This is a genomic window from Nocardiopsis sp. EMB25 (assembly GCF_026797795.1).
Classification (GTDB): Bacteria; Actinomycetota; Actinomycetes; order Streptosporangiales; family Streptosporangiaceae; genus Nocardiopsis; species Nocardiopsis lucentensis.
Genome location: NZ_JAMTDN010000001.1, coordinates 6234617 through 6257663 on the forward strand (window position 1 = coordinate 6234617; position 23047 = coordinate 6257663).

At 72.3% G+C, this 23047-nt stretch carries 16 protein-coding genes; 7 read left to right on the forward strand and 9 right to left on the reverse strand.

Going from position 1 to position 23047, the window contains the following annotated elements; translation table 11 throughout:
- The first annotated feature begins 70 nt into the window (after nt 1-70).
- Nucleotides 71-2104 (forward strand): thioredoxin domain-containing protein, encoded by a 2034-nt coding sequence (locus KIK06_RS27825; RefSeq protein WP_017598074.1) that lies wholly within the window; start codon nt 71-73, stop codon nt 2102-2104.
- A gap of 186 nt (nt 2105-2290) precedes the next feature.
- Here KIK06_RS27825 and KIK06_RS27830 read toward each other — a convergent pair whose 3' ends face one another.
- On the reverse strand, nt 2291-3658 hold the full coding sequence (locus tag KIK06_RS27830) for a serine/threonine-protein kinase (RefSeq protein WP_268645678.1): 1368 nt from the start codon (nt 3656-3658) through the stop codon (nt 2291-2293).
- Nucleotides 3659-3847: 189 nt separating this feature from the next.
- Between KIK06_RS27830 and KIK06_RS27835 the strand changes: the two genes are divergently transcribed.
- From KIK06_RS27835 to KIK06_RS27845, 3 genes are all read left to right on the forward strand, one after another.
- Nucleotides 3848-4459: an RNA polymerase sigma factor gene (locus KIK06_RS27835; RefSeq protein ID WP_051059123.1), complete on the forward strand. Its 612-nt coding sequence runs from the start codon at nt 3848-3850 to the stop codon at nt 4457-4459.
- Nucleotides 4460-4551: 92 nt separating this feature from the next.
- On the forward strand, nt 4552-5313 hold the full coding sequence (locus KIK06_RS27840; protein WP_017598077.1) for an isoprenyl transferase: 762 nt from the start codon (nt 4552-4554) through the stop codon (nt 5311-5313).
- 273 nt (nt 5314-5586) lie between these two features.
- Nucleotides 5587-6972, forward strand: coding sequence for a PhoH family protein (locus KIK06_RS27845; RefSeq protein WP_268645679.1), 1386 nt, complete (start codon nt 5587-5589; stop codon nt 6970-6972).
- A gap of 297 nt (nt 6973-7269) precedes the next feature.
- Here the strand turns inward: KIK06_RS27845 and KIK06_RS27850 are convergent, their stop codons facing one another.
- A complete protein-coding gene (locus KIK06_RS27850; protein WP_268645680.1) occupies nt 7270-11400 on the reverse strand; it encodes an SCO7613 C-terminal domain-containing membrane protein in 4131 nt (1376 codons plus the stop codon).
- A 468-nt stretch (nt 11401-11868) separates the two neighbouring features.
- Here KIK06_RS27850 and KIK06_RS27855 point away from each other — a divergent pair, with 468 nt between their 5' ends.
- On the forward strand, nt 11869-12516 hold the full coding sequence (locus tag KIK06_RS27855; RefSeq protein ID WP_268646230.1) for a lytic transglycosylase domain-containing protein: 648 nt from the start codon (nt 11869-11871) through the stop codon (nt 12514-12516).
- Between the two features lie 56 nt (nt 12517-12572).
- On the opposite strand, the gene KIK06_RS27860 is transcribed toward KIK06_RS27855, so the two are convergent.
- From KIK06_RS27860 to KIK06_RS27880, 5 genes are all read right to left on the reverse strand, one after another.
- Nucleotides 12573-14510, reverse strand: coding sequence for a serine/threonine-protein kinase (locus tag KIK06_RS27860; RefSeq protein WP_268645681.1), 1938 nt, complete (start codon nt 14508-14510; stop codon nt 12573-12575).
- 172 nt (nt 14511-14682) lie between these two features.
- Entirely contained in the window at nt 14683-16074 is a 1392-nt protein-coding gene (locus KIK06_RS27865) for a class II fumarate hydratase (protein ID WP_268645682.1), read from the reverse strand.
- A gap of 119 nt (nt 16075-16193) precedes the next feature.
- Nucleotides 16194-16784: a DUF1707 SHOCT-like domain-containing protein gene (locus KIK06_RS27870; protein ID WP_017598084.1), complete on the reverse strand. Its 591-nt coding sequence runs from the start codon at nt 16782-16784 to the stop codon at nt 16194-16196.
- Nucleotides 16785-16906: 122 nt separating this feature from the next.
- A complete protein-coding gene (locus KIK06_RS27875; protein WP_268645683.1) occupies nt 16907-17329 on the reverse strand; it encodes an RNHCP domain-containing protein in 423 nt (140 codons plus the stop codon).
- Nucleotides 17326-17691 (reverse strand): RNHCP domain-containing protein, encoded by a 366-nt coding sequence (locus KIK06_RS27880; RefSeq protein WP_268645684.1) that lies wholly within the window; start codon nt 17689-17691, stop codon nt 17326-17328. The genes KIK06_RS27875 and KIK06_RS27880 overlap by 4 nt, the downstream gene beginning before the upstream one ends.
- Before the next feature lie 417 nt (nt 17692-18108).
- On the opposite strand from KIK06_RS27880, the gene KIK06_RS27885 reads away from it, so the two are divergent.
- Nucleotides 18109-19035, forward strand: a complete 927-nt coding sequence (locus KIK06_RS27885; RefSeq protein ID WP_268646232.1) for an ABC transporter ATP-binding protein — start codon at nt 18109-18111, stop codon at nt 19033-19035.
- Nucleotides 19032-19853 (forward strand): ABC transporter permease, encoded by an 822-nt coding sequence (locus KIK06_RS27890; protein WP_017598088.1) that lies wholly within the window; start codon nt 19032-19034, stop codon nt 19851-19853. The genes KIK06_RS27885 and KIK06_RS27890 overlap by 4 nt, the downstream gene beginning before the upstream one ends.
- A gap of 186 nt (nt 19854-20039) precedes the next feature.
- Here KIK06_RS27890 and KIK06_RS27895 read toward each other — a convergent pair whose 3' ends face one another.
- Nucleotides 20040-21719 carry a hypothetical protein gene (locus tag KIK06_RS27895; protein ID WP_268645685.1) on the reverse strand — a complete coding sequence of 560 codons (1680 nt, stop codon included), beginning with the start codon at nt 21717-21719 and terminating at the stop codon, nt 20040-20042.
- Nucleotides 21720-21883: 164 nt separating this feature from the next.
- A complete protein-coding gene (glpX, locus tag KIK06_RS27900; protein ID WP_017598090.1) occupies nt 21884-22906 on the reverse strand; it encodes a class II fructose-bisphosphatase in 1023 nt (340 codons plus the stop codon).
- Nucleotides 22907-23047: the final 141 nt, after the last annotated feature.

The following is a 23047-nucleotide window of genomic DNA, read 5'->3' on the forward strand; positions in this document are numbered from 1 at the left end:
CACCCTCAACCGACGCCTTCGGCGCGGTACCTCCCCCTCGCGGGCGGCCCTCGGGTGGCAGAGTGGGGGTATGTCCAACCGCCTGAGCGACGCGACCAGCCCGTACCTCCTGCAACACGCCGACAACCCCGTGGAGTGGTACCCCTGGGGTGAGGAGGCGTTCGCCGAGGCGCGCCGTCGTGACGTGCCCGTGCTCGTCTCCGTTGGTTACGCCGCCTGCCACTGGTGCCACGTGATGGCCCACGAGTCCTTCGAGGACCCGGCGACCGCCGAACGGATGAACGCTCTGTTCGTCAATATCAAGGTGGACCGTGAGGAGCGCCCCGACGTCGACGCGGTCTACATGGAGGCGACCCAGGCCATGACGGGCCAGGGCGGGTGGCCGATGACCGTGTTCGCCACCCCCGACGGCGCGCCGTTCTACTGTGGGACCTACTTCCCGCGCGACCACTTCCAGCGGCTCCTGGAGGGTGTGGCCACCGCCTGGCGCGACAAGCGCGACGAACTCCTCCACCAGGGCGAACGTGTGGTGACCGCGCTCAGCGGGCCGCGCACGCTGGCCGCCGCGCCCCCGCCCGCCCGGGAGACCCTGGACCTGGCGGTGCAGGCGCTCATCCGCGACTACGACCACGCCAACGGCGGTTTCGGCGCGGCGCCCAAGTTCCCGCCGTCGATGCTGCTGTCGTTCCTCACCGCGCAGCACGAGCGCACCCTGCCGTTCCAGTCCGCCCAGGAACCCACCCCCGCCGGGCTCATGGCGGGGGGCACGGCCGTGGCGATGGCGCGCGGAGGCATCTACGACCAGCTCGGCGGCGGCTTCGCCCGGTACTCGGTCGACCGGGAGTGGGTGGTGCCCCACTTCGAGAAGATGCTCTACGACAACGCCCTCCTGCTGCGCGCCTACACGAGGATGAGCCGCCGCCCGCCCGGCTCCGGCCCCGCGGAGAGCGGCGACCACGCCCTCCTGCGCCGGGTCGCCGAGGAGACCGCCGACTGGATGCTCCGCGACCTGCGCACCCCCGAGGGCGGCTTCGCCTCGTCGCTGGACGCCGACAGCGAGGGGGAGGAGGGCACCTATTACGTGTGGACGCCCGCCCAACTGCGCGAGGTCCTCGATCAGGAGGACGCCGAGTTCGCCGCGCGCGTGTTCGGGGTCACCGAGGAGGGCACCTTCGAACGCGGGACCTCGGTCCTTCAGCTCCCCCGGCCCCCGGCCGACGTCTGGCGCCACGAACGCGTCCGCGCGGCCCTGCTGCGTGCGCGGGAGGACCGTGTGGCCCCCGGCCGGGACGACAAGGTGGTGGCCGCGTGGAACGGCCTGGCCGTCGCCGCCCTGGCCGAGGCGGGGACCCTGCTGGAGCGCCCCGACCTCGTGGAGGCCGCCCGGACCGCGGCCGACCTGGTCCTGGACGTCCACGTCCGCGATGGCCGTCTGATGCGCACCTCGCGCGACGGACGGGTCGGGACCAGCGCGGGCGTGCTGGAGGACTACGCGGACATGGCCGAGGGCCTGCTGGCCCTGCACGGTGTGACGGGCGAGGCCCGCTACGTGCACGAGGCCGGGCGTCTGCTGGACACCGTCCTGGACCGCTTCGGTGACGGGGAGGGCGGGTTCTTCGACACCGCCGACGACGCCGAGCGCCTGTTCAGCCGTCCCCAGGACCCCACCGACAACGCCGCTCCCTCGGGGTGGTCGGCCGCCGCCTCGGCGTTGCTGACGTATGCGGCGCTCACCGGTTCGGAACGGCACCGGACCGCCGCCGAGGGCGCGCTGTCCCCGGTGACCCTCCTGGCGGAGAAGGCGGCCCGGTTCGCGGGCTGGGGTCTGACCACGGGCGAGGCCGTCCTGAGTGGCCCCCGGGCGGTCGCGGTCGTCGGCGATCCCGGTGACCCCGCGGCCGACGAGTTGGCGCGCACGGCGCTGCGCTGGGCTCCCCTGGGAACGGTGTTCTCGCGCGGAGACGGCCGGGACGACGGGGGAGTGCCGCTGCTTCGGGGGCGTGCGCCGATCGGCGGCCGGGCCACCGCGTACGTGTGCGAGGGCTTCACGTGCAAACTGCCCGTCACCTCACCGGAGGAGCTGAGGCGGCAGCTGGAGGGCTAGGGCCTTTCCTCGGAACGGTCACCCGAGGGGGTGTCGTTCGGGCGTCGGCAGGGTTCCAAGAGGCCAGGGCCGCGCCGTAGGCGTCCGTTGAGGGCGGTGGAGGGCGACGAAGGGGGAGAAGCATCCCTGCTCCTGCGGGCGCTCGAACACGGGCCGGAGCGAGACGGAGGCCCCAAGGAACACCGTCTAGCGGAGGGTGACCGCGCCGATGATCTTGTCCACGAGGTCGGGCCGGTAGTCGGGCTGCCGGATCTCCAGGTAGACGGTCTTGGGCACGCCGGACTCGTGGACGGCCGCGATGGTGAAGGACCCGTTGTCGTTGCAGTCCGGCCAGTCCCACGCGCTGCCCTCCCACATGCCGTCGTCGATGAGGCGTTCGGTGGGGGCGCCCGGGCACGGCTCGGTGTCGGTGATCGAGCTCAGGGGCTGGACCCCCGGCATGACCGTCGCGTAGACCCCGTAGGACGGCTGGTCGGTGGAGCGCCAGTTCTCGGCGTCGGTCGCGAAGAGCAGACCGGGCTCCGCGCCCGCGTTCACCGTCACGGGCCGGGCCTCCAGGTCGGTGTCGAACTCGTCGATCCAGACCAGGGGGACGCGCATCTCCAGCGAGTGGTCGTTGGACCTGACGAGCTTCAGGTCCATCCCGGGGTGGCCGACGGAGGCGGTGACGCCCATGGTCATCACGGCGAGTGCGACCACCAGGCCGCCCACCTTGTGCCAGGGCATCCGGTAGCGGCGCCACCACGGGTCGGCGGTGGGCAGATCGGGGGCCATACGGATCGCCCGGACCCGGTCGGTGAAGGTTTTGGCGTCCCCTGGACGGCTTTCCCGGTCCACCGAAAGTGCCGACAGAATGAGTTCGTCGAGCGCTGGGGGCAGTCCTGGCCGGATCCGGCCAGGTGCGATCCGTACCGGAGGTCGCGACGGCGGCCGACCGGTGATGAGTTCGTAGGCGACCGCGCCCAGCGAGTACACGTCCGAGCGAACGTCCAGGTCACCGCCGGGGATGCTCTGCTCGGGCGACATGTACCCGGGGGTCCCCGCCGCCGCGGTGAACCCCGACGCCTCGTCGATCGACTTCGCGAACCCCAGGTCCGCCACCAGCACCCTCTGTCCCACCGGTGACGACTGGAGCAGCACGTTGGACGGCTTGATGTCACGGTGGATCGTGCCGTGGTTGTGCAGCACGGTGATGCCCTGGCCGATCTCGGTCAGCAGTCGCAGCGCCTCGTCGAGGGGCAGCTGACCTCGGCGAACGAGGTCGGCCACGCTCCCTTGGTCGGCGTAGGTCATGACCATGTAGGGGCGTCCGTCGGGCAGCACGTCGACGTCGTGCACCGCGATCAGCCAGGTGGAGTCGGTCTGGCGCAGGATGCGCGCCTCCTCCAGGAACCGGTGCTGGATATCCATCTGGTGTGCCCAGTTCTCGGCGAGTACCTTGATGGCCACCGGATAGTTGAGTAGATCGTCCTGTGCCAACCAGACGGTCGCGAAGGAGCCGGAACCCAGGCGCCGGATGACGCGGTAACGTCCGAAGGCCTCCGGTTGGCTCATGTCCGCCTCGGTGTTTCGGGGGTGGATACGCGGTCGTTGCCCACTAATACACCATCCAGACCCCCGTGCCGCCTTCCACGGATATGATCCCCACTCCGGATACCTCCGAGCGCTGCGGGACGTGGAAAACCACTGGACTCCGACGGGGGACGTGTGCACCGAGGGGTGCGATTCAGGGAGAGACCGACTATGGCCAGTAGTGACCGCCCAGACCACGAAGAGAAGCCCGCGCCCCGGCGCCGGGTGGCGAGCAACGTCGACGAGGAGCTGGAGGACCTCGCGCGACGGGCCAAGGGCGGTGACGCCGTGGCCCTGGACGAACTCCTCCGCCGTATCCAGCCCGAGGTGCTGCGCCGCTGCTCCCGCTTCCTGCCCTACCGCCAGGACGCCGAGGAGGCGTGCCAGGACGCGCTGCTGCGGGTGGCCCGCAAGATCGACAGCTTCAAGGGCGACTCCCTCTTCACCACCTGGCTGTACACGGTGGTGTCCAACTCCGCCCGCCAGACCTACCGCTCCATGAAGCGCCGTTCGGCCGAGTTCCCCACCGAGGCCGAGCGCATGCCCCACCAGAGCGACCCCCGCACCACCAGCGTCATCGCCGGCTCCCGCATCGACCTGCTGGAGGCCCTCGACCAGCTGGAGAAGGACCGCCCGAACCTCGTGGCCCCCCTGGTCCTGCGCGACCTGTGCCAGATGGACTACAACGAGATCGCCTCCGAGCTCAACCTGGCGTTGGGCACGGTCAAGTCGCGTATCCACCAGGGACGCAAGCACGTGCGCAAGTCCCTGGCTGTGACGTAGCTTCCGTCGGCGAACTACTCTGGGGACATATCCCTTCCCGGTCGCCGCTCCGGTGCGCGCCGTTCCTGCTCCAGCTCTGAGAGGTATCGCCCATGGGGCTTCGTGACCCCCTGTACTGGTTGTACGAGCGACGTCTCGAACGTCACCTGACCAGCCAGGAGATGCCGCGCCACGTCGGTGTGGTGCTGGACGGGAACCGGCGCTGGGCCCGGAGCAGCGGCAAGCAGGCCCTGGAGGACGGGCACCGGGCTGGTGCGGACAAGATCTTCGAGCTGCTGCGCTGGTGCGACGAGCTGGGCGTACAGGTGGTCACCATCTGGATGCTGTCCACCGACAACCTGACCCGCGACGACTCCGAGCTCCAGCCGCTCCTGCGCATCATCGAGGCCACCGTCGGCCGGCTGCGCGCCGAAGGGTGGAACACGCGGCCCGTCGGCGCCCTCGACGTCCTGCCCGACACCACCGCCCGGGCCCTGAAAGAGGCAGAATCGGCCACATCGGGCAATCCAGGCCTGGTTGTCAACGTCGCCGTCGGGTATGGGGGTAGACGTGAGATCGCCGACGCGGTTCGGTCCCTCCTCCAGGAGGAGGCGACCAAGGGCACCGGTATCCAGGAGCTGGCCGAGCGCCTGGACATCGAAGACATCGCACGGCATCTCTACACGCGCGGTCAGCCAGACCCCGACCTGCTCATCCGCACGTCGGGGGAACAGCGCCTGTCCGGTTTCATGCTGTGGCAGAGCGTGCACTCGGAGTTCTACTTCTGCGAGGTCCACTGGCCTGCTTTCCGCAGGGTCGACTTCCTTCGTGCACTGCGCTCGTACGGCGCGCGCAACCGTCGCTTCGGCTCCTGACCCCCATCCCCTCCGCCCGTCGCGGCGGACTCCCTTAACGCGGTGTTCACCGCCTGTCGGGCCGGGGCTCTGGAAAACGGGCCGGTGGGCACGTAGCGTCGGATCAGACGGGTGGTGTTCGTCCACCCGTTCGGGAGGCCCCGGCTCATTGATCTCCTCCGTCACAGCGGAACGTCAACGAGGAGGGCCGGACCCGGCCCTCAGGGGCCAGGTCCCGGTCCTCCATGATCCCGTGACAGTAGGGCGCCCTCGCGGTGCCCAAGGGGAGAACGAGTGGCTAGTTCCTCGACCGATCGCCGTGACACCCAGTCCCCCACCACCCCCCACCCGGAGGTGACGGAGGGCACGCGCGTGTACGTGCTCGACACCAGCGTCCTGCTCGCCGACCCGATGGCGGTCACCCGCTTCGCCGAGCACGAGGTCGTCATCCCCGTGGTGGTGATCACCGAGCTGGAGAGCAAGCGACACCACCCGGAACTCGGGTACTTCGCGCGTCAGGCGCTGCGCCTCCTGGACGACCTGCGGGTCGCCAACGGTCGGCTGGACGTCCCCGTGCCGGTGAACGAGCTGGGCGGGACGCTCCGTGTCGAGCTCAACCACAGTGACCCGGAGGTCCTTCCGGCGGGCTTCCGGCTCGGCGACAACGACACCCGGATCCTGACCGTGGCGCGCAACCTCCAGCTCTCGCCGTACGTCCACGAGGACGGGACGGGTAAGGGGGCCGAGGGCGACGTCGTGCTGGTGAGCAAGGATCTGCCGATGCGGATCAAGGCCTCCTCGATCGGTCTGGCGGCCGATGAGTACCGGGCCGAGCTCGCCATCGAACACGGGTGGACGGGGATGGCCGAGCTGGACGTGCCCGCCCACCGGATCGGGGAGCTGTTCGACGGCGGCGGCAGTGAGATCGAGGAGGCCCGCGACCTCCCGTGCCACACGGGTCTGGTGCTCGTGTCCGAGCGGGGCAAGGCCCTGGGCCGCGTGCGCCCCGACAAGTCGGTGCGGCTGGTGCGCGGCGACCGCGACGTGTTCGGTCTGCACGGCCGCAGCGCGGAGCAGCGGATCGCCCTGGACCTGCTCACGGACCCGGAGGTCGGCATCGTCTCGCTGGGCGGGCGCGCGGGCACGGGCAAGTCGGCCCTGGCGCTGTGCGCGGGGCTGGAGTCGGTCCTGGAGCGCCGCCAGCACCGCAAGGTGATGGTGTTCCGACCGCTCTACGCGGTCGGCGGCCAGGAGCTGGGCTACCTGCCCGGGAGCGAGAACGACAAGATGAACCCGTGGGGGCAGGCGGTGCACGACACCCTGTCCGCGGTGACCAGCGAGGACGTCATCGAGGAGGTCGTGGACCGGGGGATGCTGGAGGTGCTCCCGCTCACGCACATCCGGGGCCGGTCACTGCACGACGCGTTCGTGATCGTGGACGAGGCCCAGTCCCTGGAACGCGGCGTTCTGCTCACCGTGCTCTCCCGACTGGGTGAGAACTCGCGGGTGGTGCTCACCCACGACATCGCCCAGCGCGACAACCTGCGGGTGGGCCGCCACGACGGTGTGGTCGCGGTGATCGAGAAGCTCAAGGGGCACCCCCTGTTCGCGCACGTCACCCTGAACCGGTCCGAGCGGTCCCCGATCGCCGCCCTGGTCACGGAGATGCTGGAGAACTGACGCGGACCGCGCGCGGCCCGGAGGAGGCCGCGCGCGGCCTCCTCCCCGGGCGGCCGGATACGCGGCCGCCCGGTATCCATCGCCGATGAAGAATCCCTGCCTGGAGGGCGCTCGAACCCGGGCCGAAGCGGAGCGGAGGCCCAAAACGAACGCCGTTCGGGTGTCGGCGGGGTTCTGCAAGACGAGTTGAGCCGCGAGCGAGGAACGAGCGTCAGGCGAGGACGAGGATGAAGAATCCCTGCCTGGAGGGCGCTCGAACCCGGGCCGAAGCGGAGCGGAGGCCCAAACGAACACAGCTCAGCGCATTCCGGACACCAGCGCCCCCAGGCGGCGCAGCCGGGCCAGGTTGGCCTCGTAGCGCGCACCCACCACGAGCAGGACCGCGCCGACGACGGCGAACGGCACCCAGTTGGGCAGCAGTACGGTGAGGTCCCACAGCGGCGGACCGAAGGCCCGCAGCGAGGACAGCAGCAGGGCCGCCGACCCCAGGGCCAACGCGGCCCGGAGCCGCGCCCGGAGCCCCCACACCGCGACGGCCAGGCCCACCGCGAGCACTGCGGGAACCCGCCAGAGCATGCCGGAGTCGGCGAGCAGCATCACCACGGACGGCAGGAGCAGCAGGGCCAGTCCGCCCCCGTACGCCGCCCAGCTGGAGGGCGGAGGGACAGCCCGGCGGCTCCACTCCCATCCCACGACCAGCGCGGCGACCGCCGGGACGATCGTGTACGCCTCAGGGGCGGTCACACGCCAGGCCCCCAGCACGGTCCACAGCGCGGCGAGCATGAGCGCCCCGCCGACCACGGCCAACCATCGGCGGCGCGGGCGGACGGCGCTGGCCAGCGCGATGACACCCACGATCGCCAGGGCGAGGCCGATCACCTCTCCGCGTACTCCGGCGGCGCTCGTCACGATCACCGCGAGCACGGCCCACAGCGCGGCGGGGACCTCCGCCGCCTCCAACAGGGGGCTCCGAAACCGGGGAGCGACCGACGCCACCGCCGCCGCCAGGGCGATGGGCGCGAGCGCGGCGTACTCCACGGGTGCGCCCAGCGCCAGCGGCAGTGCCAGCGCGAACGCCCCGGTCGCGGTCGTGGCCGCCGAGGTGGCGGCCACCGCCACGACCGTGGTCCTGGCCAGCGCGGCGGCGATCGCCCACACCACCGCGACGGCCATGAGGGCGGCGGTGAGAGCGTACCGCTCGGGCAGGGACCAGGCCAGCCCCAGCAGCAGGGTGAACAGTCCCGAGGCGCCGGGCACCCAGGCGACCCGACGATCCCTCGACAGCGCCGAACCCGCGGTCAGGGCGGCCCCCACCGCGAGGGTCCAGACGAGTGCCACGGCGAACGGCGCGCCGAGCACCACCGGGACGGGGGCGAGGGCGGACGGTGTCACGAGTGCGACGGCGTGCGTCGTCCACCTCCGCGCGAGGAGGAGGACCGCACCCACGGCGAGCGCGCCGGAGAGGACGAGTCCGAACGCCACGGCCAGGGCCGTGCCCGTGTCCGGTTGGGCCGGGAGGCCGAGGACCTCGTACGCGGGCCGGAGCAGGGCCTCCGGGGAGACGGAGGTGAGGAAGGGGACCCGCGCGAACCCGGCCAGCACCGGCGCGCCGTGCGGCCCCGCGAGCAGGGGCACGACCGTGAGCGCGGCCAGTCCGATCAGGCTGAACGTCGCGGGCGTCGGTTGAGGGCGTCCCGCTCTCGCGTGGAGCGACCCCTGGGCGGTGGCGGGTGGCGGGCGGTGGCCGACCACCATCATCGCCGCCCCGACCAGGAGCGCGGCCGCGGCGAGCAGCCACCGGGGGGCGGGTCCGGCCCCGACGGCCACCACCGCGGTCAGGCAGACCGCGCCGACCACGGCGGCCAGCGCTCCCAGCGACAGCGCCGTCCACAGAACCCTGGGCGCGCGGTCGCGCCGGTTCGGGGAGGAGGCTCGGGGCAGCGTCAGGGCGTTGGCCAGGGCGGCGGCGGCCACCATCACGACCACGAACAGGGTCGCGTGCCGCTCCGGAAGCGCCCACAGCAACCCGAGCAGGAGGGTGAGGGTGCCGGTGATCCCGGGTACCCAGCCGGAGCCGCCCGCGATCCGGGACGTGCCCAGGGTGAGCACGGCTCCGAGCAGCGCCGTCCACGCGACGGCCACGGCGTAGGGCAGTCCGAGGATCACCGGCGGCGGCACGAGCGCGGTGGGCGCGGCGAGCGCGAGGGCCGCGGCGGTCCATCGGCGGTCGACGAGACGGGCGACCCCGACGACCAGCGCGCCCGTCGCGATGACGCCGAGGGCGGTCCCGACGGCCGCGGCGGCGCTCTCCTGGGCCGGGAGCCCCAGCACCGTGTGCGCCGGTTCGAGCAGCGCCGACACGGGCGCCGACCACGGCGGGCGGGGGCGGGAGGGGTCGGGGAGGACGGGGGAGTTCTCGGGGCCGGTCAGCAGCGGGGCGACCGGCAGCAGGAGCAGTCCGGTGACGGTGACCAGCGACGGGAGAACGGAGTCGTCCCGCCCGGGCCCGGCGAAGGGGTTCGGCAGCCGTCCGAACAGCAGGGCGGTCGCCGCGGAGGTGAGCACGAGGGCGGCGAGCAGCCAGCCCAGCGGTTCGGTCATCGTCCCCGTCGCGCGCGACCAGGCCAGCAGCGCGCCGCCCACGAACAGCGCGAGTACCCACAGCACGGCGCCGGCCACGTACAGCGGGCGGGCGGGCCCGTCCGGCCGGCCGACACCCGTCCGGGCCCGGAGCAGGACGACGACGAACGCGGTCGTCGCCACCAGCAGGACCGTCGCCACGGTGCCGTGGACCGTCGGCAGCGACCAGCACACGCCCGTGATCACGGTGAGGGTGCCCGTGGTCGCGGGGACCCAGCCCAGGTGGCCCGAGCGCGGCAGCGACGCGCTGAGAACGAGCGCCGCGCCGCCCAGGACCGCCCAGACGGCCGCGGCGACGGAGGGGAGCCCCAGAAGCGGCGGGACCGCCAGCAGGGCGGCGGGGGCCGCCATGGCGGCGGAGGGCAGGGTGAGGCGGGGCAGGAGCAGGGCGGTCACCCCCACGACCAGACCGGAGCCGAGGAGGACGGCGACCAGGTAGGCCAGACCGAGCGGGGACGGCGCCTCCGGTACGGGGGTCCCCAGTAGCGCGGTGATCGGGGTCGTGACGGCTCCGTTCCCGGCTGACCACGGTGTCGCCGGGACCCGGGGCAGGGCGGGCAGGGAGGTGGGGCCGGCGGCCAGCGGTACCGCGCCCAGGGCCGTGAGGGCGGCGCCGGAGAACACGCGGGGCGGCACGCCGAGGCCGGGCAGGGGGCGCCGGGCGAACAGCAGGCCGGTCACCCCGACCAGGAGGAGGCTCACGGCGACGGCCCACCAGCGCTCCGGGCCGGTGCCCGTGTCGCCGCCGAAGAGGACGAGGCCGGACACACCGGCGGCGCCGACCCACAGGACCAGGGAGCACGCGCGCAGCGTCCGTACGGGGCGCTCCGGGCGCGGGGCCCCGAGCCGGTGGGCGACGAGGAGGTCGGCGAGGGCGGTGGCGGCGACGGCGGGCAGCAGCCACGACCAGCGAACATCACCCGGTGCGGCCAGGACAGCCAAGAAGGCCACCGGCTGGGCGAGCAGGACCGCGATGACGCGTGGCCCGGCCAGCGGGACGGCCAGGGGGTACAGCGCCATCAGGGCGCCGATCACGGAGAGGGAGACCGCCGCGTACCCCGGGGCGTTGGTGAGGCCGTCCGACAGCAGGAACAGGGCGAGGGCGTCGACGCCGAGCAGCCCCGCCGCCAGGGCAGCGAACGTCTCGGCGCTCGCGCGCAGCCCGCGCCGGTACAGGGGGTGGGCGACCCCGGCGAACAGCAGCGTGGTCGTGACGAGCACGGCCGCGCGGGTGCCGGTGCCCATGTCGCTCCACGTCCAGATGGCGAACACCAGGGCCGCGACGCCCACGAGCAGTCCGCCGAGGCCGAGGATGACGTTCTGCGCCGAGCGGCGGGTGACCTCTCCCACGCGGTCCACCGCCGGAGGGGACGGTGGTGGACCTTGGGGTGCGGGGCCGAGGCCGGAGGCGTCGAACGGCACGGACACGACGACCTCCTCGGGGGAGGTCCGCGAGCCCCGCGCGGTACCGGGCACCTGGGCGGGGGTGAGTCGGTCGGCCCCGTCGGGACCCGCGGGTGCGACGGGCGGAGCGGCCTGCGGCGCGGCGTGGTGCGACTCCTGGCGCAGCGCGTGCAGGACGGCGGCGCGTTCGGCGTGCAGCGCGCGTTCCCGGCCGGCGAGGGCGGACAGTTCGGTGTCGATCAGCCACAGGCGTTCGGCGGTGGCGCCCACGAGCAGGATCCCGCACCGCGCGCAGTCGCGGGGGCGGTCGCCCAACGGGGCGCGACAGTCCGGGCACCGCGGCTCGGAGGCCGCGTCGTGCGGTGGAGGTCCTTGCTGGTTCATGCCGCCATCCTCGTCCGATCGTGCCCCGACGGCATCCGTACGGGTACTCAGGCGGTCGCTCCGGGCCTGACACCGCTGCTCCGGAGCGGCCCGGGAGAGACTCCCGCAATCTTGCCGGATTGACCCTCGGTTGACTCTTCGTGTTTCTTTGCAGGTCAGAGCGCCACAAATGCGACACATTCCGTGATGTGACCCAAGGCACAGTAAAAGTGGAGTCACTTTACCGTGACGGTAGTGCAGGCTGAATCCGCTGCACAGCGCGTCCCCGCCCCGAGCGGGACCCCTCGCCGCGGCGGGTCGAACGGAGTCCTCCTCCTTCCCCGCCGCGCACCGTACGCGCCCCCGAGGCCGTACGCGCCCCCGCGAACGTGCGCGATCACGCCACCTGTGCAGGCGACCACCCGTTCCACCAGGGATCTCCCTGCCGGACACCCCCTCTTGGGAAAGGCAACCGTGGTACTCAACCGAATGTCGCTGCGGATCGGTGCGGCCGTCGGTGCGGCGGCCCTCGTCGCTGGTGCGACCTTCACCGTCGTCGCCTTCGCCGACGACGACGTCGAGCCCGACTCGGCCGCCAGCACCGCCAACGTCGAGGAGGCGCCCGCCGTCGACACCGACGCGGAGGACGACTTCTTCACCTCCGAGGAACTGACCGACGAGGAGCTCCAGGTCCGGCGAGCCCAGGCCGAGCAGGAGCGCGACACCGTTCTCGGCGCGGGCGTACGCACCGCCCAGGCCCAGGGGAGCGACATCGTCGAGGAGCCGGAGGAGGACGAGGACGAGGAGGGATCGGCCGACGCCCCCGCGTTCACGGGCGACCCGAAGTCCATCGCGCTCGAGATGGTCCTGGCCGAGGGCTGGGCGCAGAGCGAGTTCAGCGGCTGCCTCGAACCCCTCTGGGAGAAGGAGAGCAACTGGAACCACACGGCGCAGAACCCGAGTTCCGGCGCCTACGGCATCCCCCAGGCCTATCCCGGTGACAGGATGGCCAGCCACGGCGGCGACTGGCGGACCAACCCCGCCACCCAGATCGCGTGGGGCATCGACTACATCAAGGGCACCTACGGCACCCCGTGCGAGGCCTGGGCCCACTCCCAGGCCAACGGCTGGTACTGACCGCCGTTCCCCGCGCGGACGCGGGCCGTGGAGCCCGGCGTCCGCGCGGCCCCGGGTCACCGCGGTGACGGGACGAAGGTCTCGACGACGTCGCCGGGAAGGTCCTGGTAGAAGTCGGCGTCGTCCTGCGGGACGTTGACGCTCACGAGGTAGAAGATCCGCTGGTCCTCGTCCTCGAAGCTGATCGCGACCCGCCAGAACCGCCGTTCCGTGGTGGCCCACTGCTCGTTGGTGAAGTCCGCCGCCACCCGCGCGACGTCCCAGTCCTCGTTCCAGGAGTCGGGGAAGTCGTCGCTGTCGACCTCCTCCAGGCCCAGCTGCCGGTAGTTCGTCGTGACGTCGCCCTCCACGACGCTCGTCCCGCCGTCGGTCTCCTCCAGGAACTCCGCGCTGCCGCGGTCGTAGACCTGCTCCGTCCACGCGGCCACCTGGACCTGCTGGTCGTTGCCGGGGGCGACGAAGAACACCCGGCCCTCGTCGATCTCGTCGTCGTGGACCGCCCACCCGGACGGATAGTCCACGGTGAACCACTGGGAGCGGTAGGCCGTCAGGTCGTCGTAGGAGGGCGGATAGCCGTCGCCACCGTCGTCCTCGCTCTCGCTTGTGGGCGCGCTGGTCGCCGGAGGCTCGGCGACCACCGACGGATCATCGGTGGGCTGTTCGCCGGAACGGACGACGAGGGCGGCCGCGACCACCGCGACGAGCACCACGGCCACGCCCACCGCGCCCAGGCCGATCAACAGTTTGCCCGTCGAGCCCGTCCCTGAGCGGCGGCCGCCGCCGTACCCGCCCGAGTGGACGGGACCGGTGCCCGAGTGGACGGGGCTCGTCGTGCCGCCGGGAGCGGGCCCGTGCGGGGGGCGTGGCGGGTAGCCGGGGCCGTGCGGGGCGGGCCCGTGGCCCGGGAAGGGTGTCGTCGGGCCGTGGCCGTGCTGCGGTGGACCCGTGTACGGTCCCGTGGGACGGGGGCCGGTGTCGGGTACCGGGTACCCGCCGCTGGGCGCGTGGTGGTGGGCTCCGGCACCGAAGCCCGGGTGGGCGCCGCTGGGGTGGCCCGCCGGTCCGGGCACGGCCGCACCCGGACCGACAGCCGGAGCCGGACCCGTACCAGGGGTCGCGGCGGTCCCGGCGCCACCACCGACCGCTCCCGAGGGCCGCGCACCGGTACCCCCGGCGCCGCGGTCGCGCAGCAGGGCCAGGGCCTCGTCCGCGCTCAGCCGCCGCTTCGGGTCCCTCTCCAGGAGCCCGGAGATGACCGGCTCCAGCCACCCGGCGCGCGTCATCGGCGGAAGTGGCGCGGAGATCACCGCGGCGATCGCGGCCGTGATGCTGTCACGGCGGAACGGCGAGGCGCCCTCCACCGCGGCGAACAGGGTCACGCCGATGCTCCACAGGTCGCCCCGGTGCTCGGCGGGGCCGCCCTCCAGGCGCTCCGGCGGCATGTACTCGGGCGAGCCGATGAGGGCCCCGGTACGGGTGATGCTCGGTCCGCCCTCCATCGTGGCGATACCGAAGTCCGTGAGCAGGACCCGGCCGTCCGCGGCCATCATGATGTTGCCGGGCTTGATGTCGCGGTGCAGGACTCCGGCCTCGTCGGCCGCCCGCACCGCCTGGAGGAGCGACTCGGCGATCGTCGCCACGGTGTCCGTGTCCAACGGGCCGCGCTCGGCGAGCAGGTCCGCCAGTGACCCGCCCTCGACGAGCTCCATGACCACCCACGGGTCACCCTCGAAGACCAACACGTCGTGGATGGTGATCACGGTGGAGTGGCGGACCCGTGCCGCGGACTGGGCCTCGCGGCGGACCCGCGCGTGCGCGTCCTTACGCTCCGACTCGGTGAAGTGGTCGGGGAGGAGCACCTGTTTGATGGCGACGACACGGTCCAGGGACGGGTCGAAGGCCTCCCAGACGACGCCCATCCCGCCGCGGCCGAGTTCACGGCGGAGGACGTATCGGTCCGCGACGATGCGCTCACGGTCGCTGTTGCTCGACATGTATCGCCCTCTCGGCGGGCTCAGTGCGGGTGGTCTGACACGAATGTCGGATGGCACCCGGAGCGAAAAGGTTCCTGGGGAGGGGAGGGAACCACGCCCGGTACGGCGCTCCTGACCCCGGGAGGAGGGGAGCCCCACCGAAGTGGGGCGCCCCTCCGCCGAGACCCCGTGGCTACTGGGGCGCGTTGGTCATCTTCAGGACGTCGAGGGCGGAGTCGAGCTGCTCCTCGGTGAGCTTGCCGTCCTCGACGTAGCCGCGCTCGATGACCACCTGGCGGATGGTCTTGCGCTCGGCCAGCGACTGCTTGGCGACCTTCGCGGCCTCCTCGTAGCCGATGTAGCGGTTGAGCGGGGTGACGATCGAGGGGGAGGACTCCGCGTAGGTGCGGCACTGCCCCTCGTCGGCCTCGATCCCCGCGACGCAGCGGTCCGCGAACACACGCGAGACGTTGGCCAGCAGGCGGATCGACTCCAGCACGTTGCGGGCGATCATCGGCAGCTGGACGTTGAGCTCGAAGTTGCCGCTCGCGCCGCCGAACGCCACCGCCGCGTCGTTTCCGACGACCTGCGAGGAGACCTGGAGCATGGCCTCGCACAGGACCGGGTTGACCTTGCCCGGCATGATCGACGAACCCGGCTGCAGGTCGGGGAGGCGGATCTCGGACAGACCGGTGGTCGGACCCGAGCCCATCCAGCGGATGTCGTTGGCGATCTTGCAGTAGGCCACGGCGATCGTCCGCAGCTGGCCGGACAGCTCGACCAGCCCGTCCCGGGCGCCCTGCGCCTCGAAGTGGTCGCGGGCCTCGGTCAGCGGGAGGCCGGTGTTCGCGGCGATCTCGGCGATGACGCGCGCGGCGAACCCGTCCGGGGTGTTGATGCCGGTACCGACGGCGGTGCCGCCCAGGGGCAGCTCGGCCACACGCGGCAGGACGGCCTCCAGGCGCTCGACGCCGTAGCGCACCTGGGCGGCGAATCCGGCGAACTCCTGGCCCAGGGTGACCGGGGTGGCGTCCATGAGGTGGGTGCGGCCGCTCTTGACGACGGACGCGAACTCGACCGACTTGCGGGTGAGCTCCCCCTCCAGGTGCCGCAGCGCCGGGATCAGGTCGTTCTGGACGGCCGAGGTGGCGGCGATGTGGATGGAGGACGGGAAGACGTCGTTGGAGGACTGCGAGGCGTTGACGTGGTCGTTGGGGTGCACGTCCAGGCCGGTGCGCTCCTTGGCGAGCGTGGCCACGACCTCGTTGGTGTTCATGTTGCTGGAGGTACCGGACCCCGTCTGGAACACGTCGATCGGGAACTCGCCGTTCCACGCGCCCTCGGCGACCTCCAGGGCCGCGTCGCGGATGGCCTTGCCGAAGTCGTCGCTGATGACGCCGAGCTCCGCGTTGACCTTGGCGGCGGCGGCCTTGATCTGACCGAGCGCGGCGATGTGGGCGCCCTCCAGGCCCTGGCCCGAGATCGGGAAGTTCTCGACCGCGCGCTGCGTCTGGGCCCGCCACTTGGCCTTGGCGGGAACCCTGACCTCACCCATCGAGTCGTGCTCGACGCGGAACTCACTCATTGCAACCCATCCCTCCTGGGAAAATCTGTGAGTCACAGCCTGCCAGACGCGCGACCTGGGCCGGCCACTCACCCTGAGTTGACGGTGTTGCGCGCGTCATGCCGGGATCCGCGCCGGACTCAGGCGCCGATTCCACGCCGGGGCGGGCGTCGCCGCCACCCCAGGAGCCGACGCCGCCTCGGGGCCCGCACCCGGACGGAGCCCAGCAGGCTGAAGCCGTCGATCTCCAGGACGGGAGGGTGGGACAGGGGGGAGGGGCGGGCCGTCGTCGTGCGTCGGCCGAGGAAGGACCAGCCGCGCACGCGCACCTCGACGCCCTCGGGGACGTCGATCTCGACGCGGCCCAGGACGGCGGTCACCGTCATCCGGTGGTGGTTGCGCAGCAGCAGGGCCTCGCGCATGTCCACGTCGACGTGTCCGGCGAGGGCGGCCACATGCTCACCGGGGACCGCCACCCAGCGGCCGCGGCGGCTGAGCGTGCCGAACAGGGCGAGGGCGGGCTGGGGCTCCAGGCGGACGGGCTGCTGGTCGGCGGGGAGGAGGTCGGCGGTCAGTCCGGGGAGCTCACCGAGGGTCCGCGCCTCCTGGGCGCGCCCGCTGCGCTCCTCGAACTCCTCCAGGTCGAGGCGCCCGTCGACGGCGGCGTCGCGCAGCACCCTCAGGACCCGCTCCCGGTCGCGGTCGGAGGCACGGAGCCGGGCGGGGGACACTTCCTCACTCACACCGCCCCAGCGTAGATGAGCCGGACACCGGGCGGGACCCCGCCCGCCGGGCCCGCCCCGTGGGCGGCCCGGCGGACGGGGGCGGGACACGCGCGTCCGTCACACACTCCCTACAGGTGGAGGAGGGCCCGTCGCGGAACGGATCCGTCCGCCAGGGGACGGACCGCGAGCCGGACCAGGGCGCGGGCGTTGTCGTCCCCCGCCACGCGGTTGGCGCTGAGATCCCCGCAACGGACGCAGCGGTGGACGAGCAGCCACTCCCCGTCCGGCCGCGTGGCCAGGCTCAGCGCGGCCATCCGCCCCCGGCAGTCGGCACGGCGGTCGCCGGGGACCCGTCCGTCCACGTGCAGACTGGTCAGGCAGTGCGGGCAGTGGTTGCGGTGCGCGGTGCCCGGGGCGTCGACCGGGACCTGGAGTCCGCACCCCGCGCAGCGGAACGCCCCGGCCCGGCCGGACTCGCCGTGCGCGTGCGTCACGGACTTGCGCCGTTGCGGACGGCGCCCGTGGGTGGAGTTGCGTCGACCCACGGTCACACCTCCCCGAACAGGTCGAGCGGGAAGGGCGGGTCGGCGAGCGGACGTACGGCGATCCGCATGAGCACGAGGTGGTTGTCGTCCGTGGAGACGGTGCTCTCGGACATCTCATCGCACAACGTGCACCGGTGGACGAGCAGCCACGCGCCGCCGCGCGGGACCGCGATCGAGATCGGCGCCATGCGCCCGCCGCAGGGGGAGGCGCCGCCGTCCGTCTGGTCGACGACGTGCCTGGAGCTCAGGCAGCTCGGACAGTGGTCGCGCGGACCGCCGTCGGGATCGAGGGCGGACACGGTGAGGCCGCAGCGCACACAGGTGAACGCGGAGGCGCTGAGGGTGGAATCGGGTTCGGTGGTGGACACCCGGGAACTCCTTGCTGGACGGTTCGGAACATCAGCAGGAGGAGCGCCGAGCGGTTCTCGACGGCGGGGTCGGGCCCGGTCAGACAGCCGAACGGGGTCGGGGAGTCGGGCCGCCCGTACGTGTGTGAGGCGCGCTCGGCGCGGTCCGGGCCATACTCACCGTTCCTCGTCATCCCGTCGGGTCGCGGCCCGCGGGGTCGTCGTCATCACCAGGGGACGATCGTAGGATCCCCGGCCGGCCGCGGCAACGGATTTTCTCCGGCGGCGTGCGCCGCCGGTCGGCGTCCGGGCGGTCCGGAGGTCCGGACGGGGTTGTCCACAGGCGGTGGAAAGCGCTGGATATCGGTGCCCGCCGATGCCTACGGTTGCCCCATGAGCACATCACTCCCCGGTCGCCGGGTGCCCGGAAGCGCCGCCATGAGCGGCCGGGACGCCCCGGCCGTGCCCGCCCTGCTCCTGCGCGGGGTCGTCAAACGCTTCGGTTCCCTCACCGCCGTGGACGGCCTGGACCTGGAGGTCCCCCAGGGCGTCGTCCTCGGACTCCTCGGCCCCAACGGAGCGGGCAAGTCCACCACCATGCGGATGCTCACCGCCCAGAGCCTGGCCGACGGGGGCGAGATCCGCATCCTCGGCCACGAGATCCCGGCCGAGTCCAAGTGGGCCCGCGCCCGCATGGGCGTCGTCCCCCAGCACGACAACCTCGACGAGGAACTCACCGTCGAGCAGAACCTGCGGATGTTCAGCTATCTGTACCGGGTCCCGCGCCGGCACCGGGCGGAGTCCATCGCCCGCGCCCTGCGCCTGGCCCAGCTCGTCGGCCGGGGCGACACCCGGGTCGACGACCTGTCCGGGGGGATGCGCCGCCGGCTGCTCATCGTCCGCGCCCTCTTGCACCGGCCCGAACTCGTCCTCATGGACGAGCCCACCGTCGGCCTCGACCCCCAGGTGCGCCAGGACCTGTGGGGCGTCATCTCCGCCCTGCGGGACCAGGGCGTCACCGTCCTGATGTCCACGCACTACATCGAGGAGGCCGAACGCCTCTCCGACGAGGTCGCCCTCATGGCCAGCGGCAGGGTGGTTGAGCGCGGCACCCCCGCGGACCTGGTGGCCAAGTACGCGGGGGCGATCGTGGAGGAGTACACGCCCGGCGCGGAGGGCGTCGACGCGCTCGAACGCCTCATCCACGACCAGGGCTTCACCACCCGCCGCACCGGCACCACCCTGTCCGTGCTGCGCGCTGAGGAGCTGCCCGACTCGCTGCGCGACCAGCTCGGCCAGCCCCAGCGCCGGGTCAGCAACCTGGAGGACGTGTTCGTGACCCTGACGGGAGAGACCTTCGAATGACCCTGGAACAGACCCGCGCGGACGCGCGCCCGGAGACGCACGCGCGGCCCGGACGGTTCGAGGTGGACGCGGTCATGGGCGTCGTCGCGCGTGAGTGGATCCTCTTCCGCGAGTCCTGGAGCTCGACCACCTTCGCCGCCGTGGTCGAACCCACCCTGTACCTGCTCGCCTTCGGCTTCGGTATGGGCGCCCTCGTCGGGACGCTCGCCGGATACGACTACATCGACTTCCTCGGCACCGGCATCGTGGCGGTGTCGGTCATGTTCCAGTCGATGATGCCCGGGGTCATCAACACCTTCATCAAACGCAAGTTCCAGCACACCTACGAGGGGATCCTCGCCGCCCCCGTGGACGTGCGCGAGGTGGTCACCGGCGAGGCCCTGTGGCTGGCGGTGCGCTCCGGAACCTACGGCTGCGTGCCGTTGCTCGTGTCGCTCTGCTTCGGACTCAGACCGGGGCCCTGGGCGTTGTTCGTGCCGCTCATCGCCTTCGTCGCGGGCTTCGCCTTCGCCCTGTTCGGGATCTGGATCTCGGCGGTGATCAGGTCGGTGCGGTCGATGGACTACGTGTTCAGCGGACTGTTCACGCCGCTGTTCCTCATGGCGGGGACGTTCTTCCCGCTCACCGAGCTGCCCGCGTGGGTACAGGTGGGGGCCATGGCCAACCCGCTCTACCACGCGGTCGAACTCATCCGGGGCGCGGTGTTCGGGGACATCGCCCCGGGCGCCGTGCTCGTGCACGTCGCCGTGATGCTGGTGTTCATCGTGCTCATCTGGTTGCTCGCCGTACGCCAGCTCCGGCGCCGCGTCGTCAGCTGAGACACGGCGGACGGGACGCGTCCGTGGCCGGGTCGGCACGCGTTCCCGCCGGTGGGCCGGTCCGTCGGCGCGCGTCCGGGCGGCCGCGGGGAGGGGAGTGAGGGGCGGCGCGTCGGTGCCCGGCAACGCCGACGGCGTGGGAGGGGCTCCCTCCCGCGCCGTCCGATCGGCCCTCCTGGTCGGGGGCTACTCCCCGGCGCTGGGCGACCACCGCAGTTCGAGGCTGCTGCGGCTTCCTCCGTCGGTGACGCTCAGGGCAAGACCCACCGCGCCCCACTGGTCGGGGTTCGCGACGTCCTCCGCGGGCACCACCTGGCGCAGGTCGAAGAACCCGGCGAGGACCGCGTCGTCCATGTCCTGCATCGTCTGCTGGAACACCGGGTCGTCGGCCAGCGCCCCCGTCCCGCTGGTACCGCGCGAGACCAGCACGGTGTCACCGTCGCTGCTCACACCGGGCGGCGTGGAGTAGGCGTCGGAGAAGGCCCCGTCGATGAGGTCGCCGAGCACCTGCTCGTCGCCGCCCACGGCGCGGTACTCGAACGCGAAGTCGTCGCCGGAGCTGGCCCCGTAGGAAGAACCGAAGAAGGTGTCCGGGTCGATACTGGTGATACCGAACGCGGTCGAGGAACCGAGCAGGCCGCTGAAGCTCTCCGGCAACGGCACGCCCAGGGAGTTGAACTCACGGTCGATCTCGGTGCGCTCACCGCTGCTCAACGGCAGCTGTTCGTTCTCGTAGGCCTCGGTCAGCGCCTGGTCCAGACCGTCGGCGCCCACCGCGATCACCGTGTCCTCGGGCAGGGTCCCCATGGCGTCCACGGCCGCCCCCGGGGTCTCCGACAGCCACGACAGGTCGGTCTGCTCGAACTCGAAGTCGAAGAAGTCCGTCCGCGCCTCCAGGTAGTCGCCGTCCACCCGCACGGACGCGGTCATCCGGCCGCTCAGGTCCTCGATCTCGGCGCCACCGGAGCCCATGGCGTACCCTTCCGCGTACCCCTCGGCGAACGCGTCGAGCTCCATCAGCGCGCCGCCGTCCGCCCACGCCGCGGCCAGGCTGCCGGAGGGGACGTCGGACATGTCGGAGGAGAACACGCCGTCGCGCTCCAGCGGACCGAACTCCTCCATCTGGTCCTGGAGGTCGTCCAGGCTGTCACCCGAGTCGGAGATGAGGACGAAGCCGTCCACGACCTCGTAGGCCATGCCGTCCTCGTCCAGGTCGGCGAAGGTCTCCTCGGCCAGCCGCTCGTCGGTCACCGCCAGCGCGAACGCGCCGTTCACCCCCTGGTCGTTGACGTCCGACGGCCAGACGGCGACACCCGCCCGCTGACCGATCCACTCCTCCACCTCGCTCTGCCGGGCGTCGGGGAAGGCCTCGGTGAAGCCCTCCGCGAAGGTCTCGGTCATGTCGCCGTCGGGCTCGCCCATCTCCTCGGTGATCTCGTCCGGGAGCCGGTCGACGAACTGGAGCAGCTCGATCGCCTGGGAACCGTCGATGGACAGGTCGATCTTGGCGAAGGCCGCCGCGCTCGCGGGCAGGACGGACTCGGGCTGCGGCCCGCCGAAGTCGACCAGCGCGACCGTGGCCCAGACCGTGCTCGCCATGACCACCCCCGCGACGGCGATGGCCGACGGGATCAGCCAGCGGTTCCGCCTGCCGCCCGACGGCGGGAGCTGCCCGCCCGGGAAGTTCCCGCCCGGGTACTGGCCTCCGGGCGGCGGGCCGCCCGGAGGTGGACCAGCGGGCATACCGCCGCCCGGGTACGGGGGCTGGCCGGGCACACCCCCCTGGGGAGGCGGGAAGCCCTGCGCGGGCTGCCCAGGCTGGTGCTGCTGCCACTGGGGCTGCTGCGGGGGCTCGGGGTAGGACATCGGACCTCCGATGAGGGGAAACTCGTTGTGCGACCGCACTGAGGGATCAGATGCGCGCGCACCCCGTCACGGTTCCGTCGTCTTCGTGTTTGGTGTGTGACGGGTGATACACGGCCGCGGGACCCGCCTGGGGTGGGGCGGGCCGGTGGGCGGGGCGGCGGGCGTCAGGGAGCGGACGTCAGGTCCACGCCGCTGTAGGCCGACAGCTTGCTCAACCGGTGCTCGCTGAGCACCTGGCGGACCGTACCACTCCGACCGCGCATGACGAGCGAGTCGGTGATGACGCGGGAGGCCTCGTAGCGCACCCCGCCGACGAGTTCGCCGTCGGTGATACCGGTGGCGGCGAAGAACACGTCGTCGGAGGAGACGAGGTCGTCGGTGAGCAGCACGCGGTCGAGGTCGTGACCGGCGTCCAGGGCCTTTTGGCGCTCCTGTTCGTCCTTCGGCCAGAGACGGCCCTGGATGACACCGCCCAGGCACTTCATCGCGCAGGCGGTGATGATGCCCTCCGGGGTGCCGCCGATGCCGAGCAGCAGGTCCACACCGGTTCCGGCGCGGGCCGCCATGATCGCGCCCGCCACGTCACCGTCGCGGATGAACTTGATGCGCGCGCCCGCGTCCCGCACGTCCTGGACGATCTGCTTGTGGCGGGGGCGGTCCAGGATGACCACCGTGACGTCCTGCGGGGCCTTGCCCTTGGCCCGGGCGACAGCGCGGATGTTGTCACCGACCGGGGCGGCGATGTCCACGGCGTCGGCGGCCTCGGGACCGGTGGCCAGCTTCTCCATGTAGAACACCGCGGACGGGTCGAACATGGTGTTGCGCGGGCTGGCCGCGATCACGGCGATCGCGTTGGGCATGCCCATGGCGGTGAGGGTGGTGCCGTCGATCGGGTCGACCGCGACGTCCCACTCCTGGCCGCCGCCGTCGCCGACGCGCTCACCGTTGAAGAGCATGGGGGCCTCGTCCTTCTCGCCCTCACCGATGACCACGGTCCCGTTCATCGACACGGTGCTGATCATGTGCCGCATGCCGCGCACGGCCGCGCCGTCGGCACCGATCTTGTCGCCCTTGCCGACCCAGCGGGCGGCGGCCAGGGCGGCGGTCTCGGTGACGCGGACGAGCTCGAGCGCCAGGTTGCGGTCCGGGGTGGAGGAGGGCGCGGGCGAGCTGCTGGCCTGCGACATGGGATGACACCTTCCGTCAGGGATCGGGGCGGGGCTTTGCCCCTTAGGGTAGTCACCCGACGTGATCCGCGACTGCTGTGGGTGCGCTGGGCGTGACCGCCGCTCCCGCGGCGTGGCCGGTACCGTCTACTCTGGCGGGAT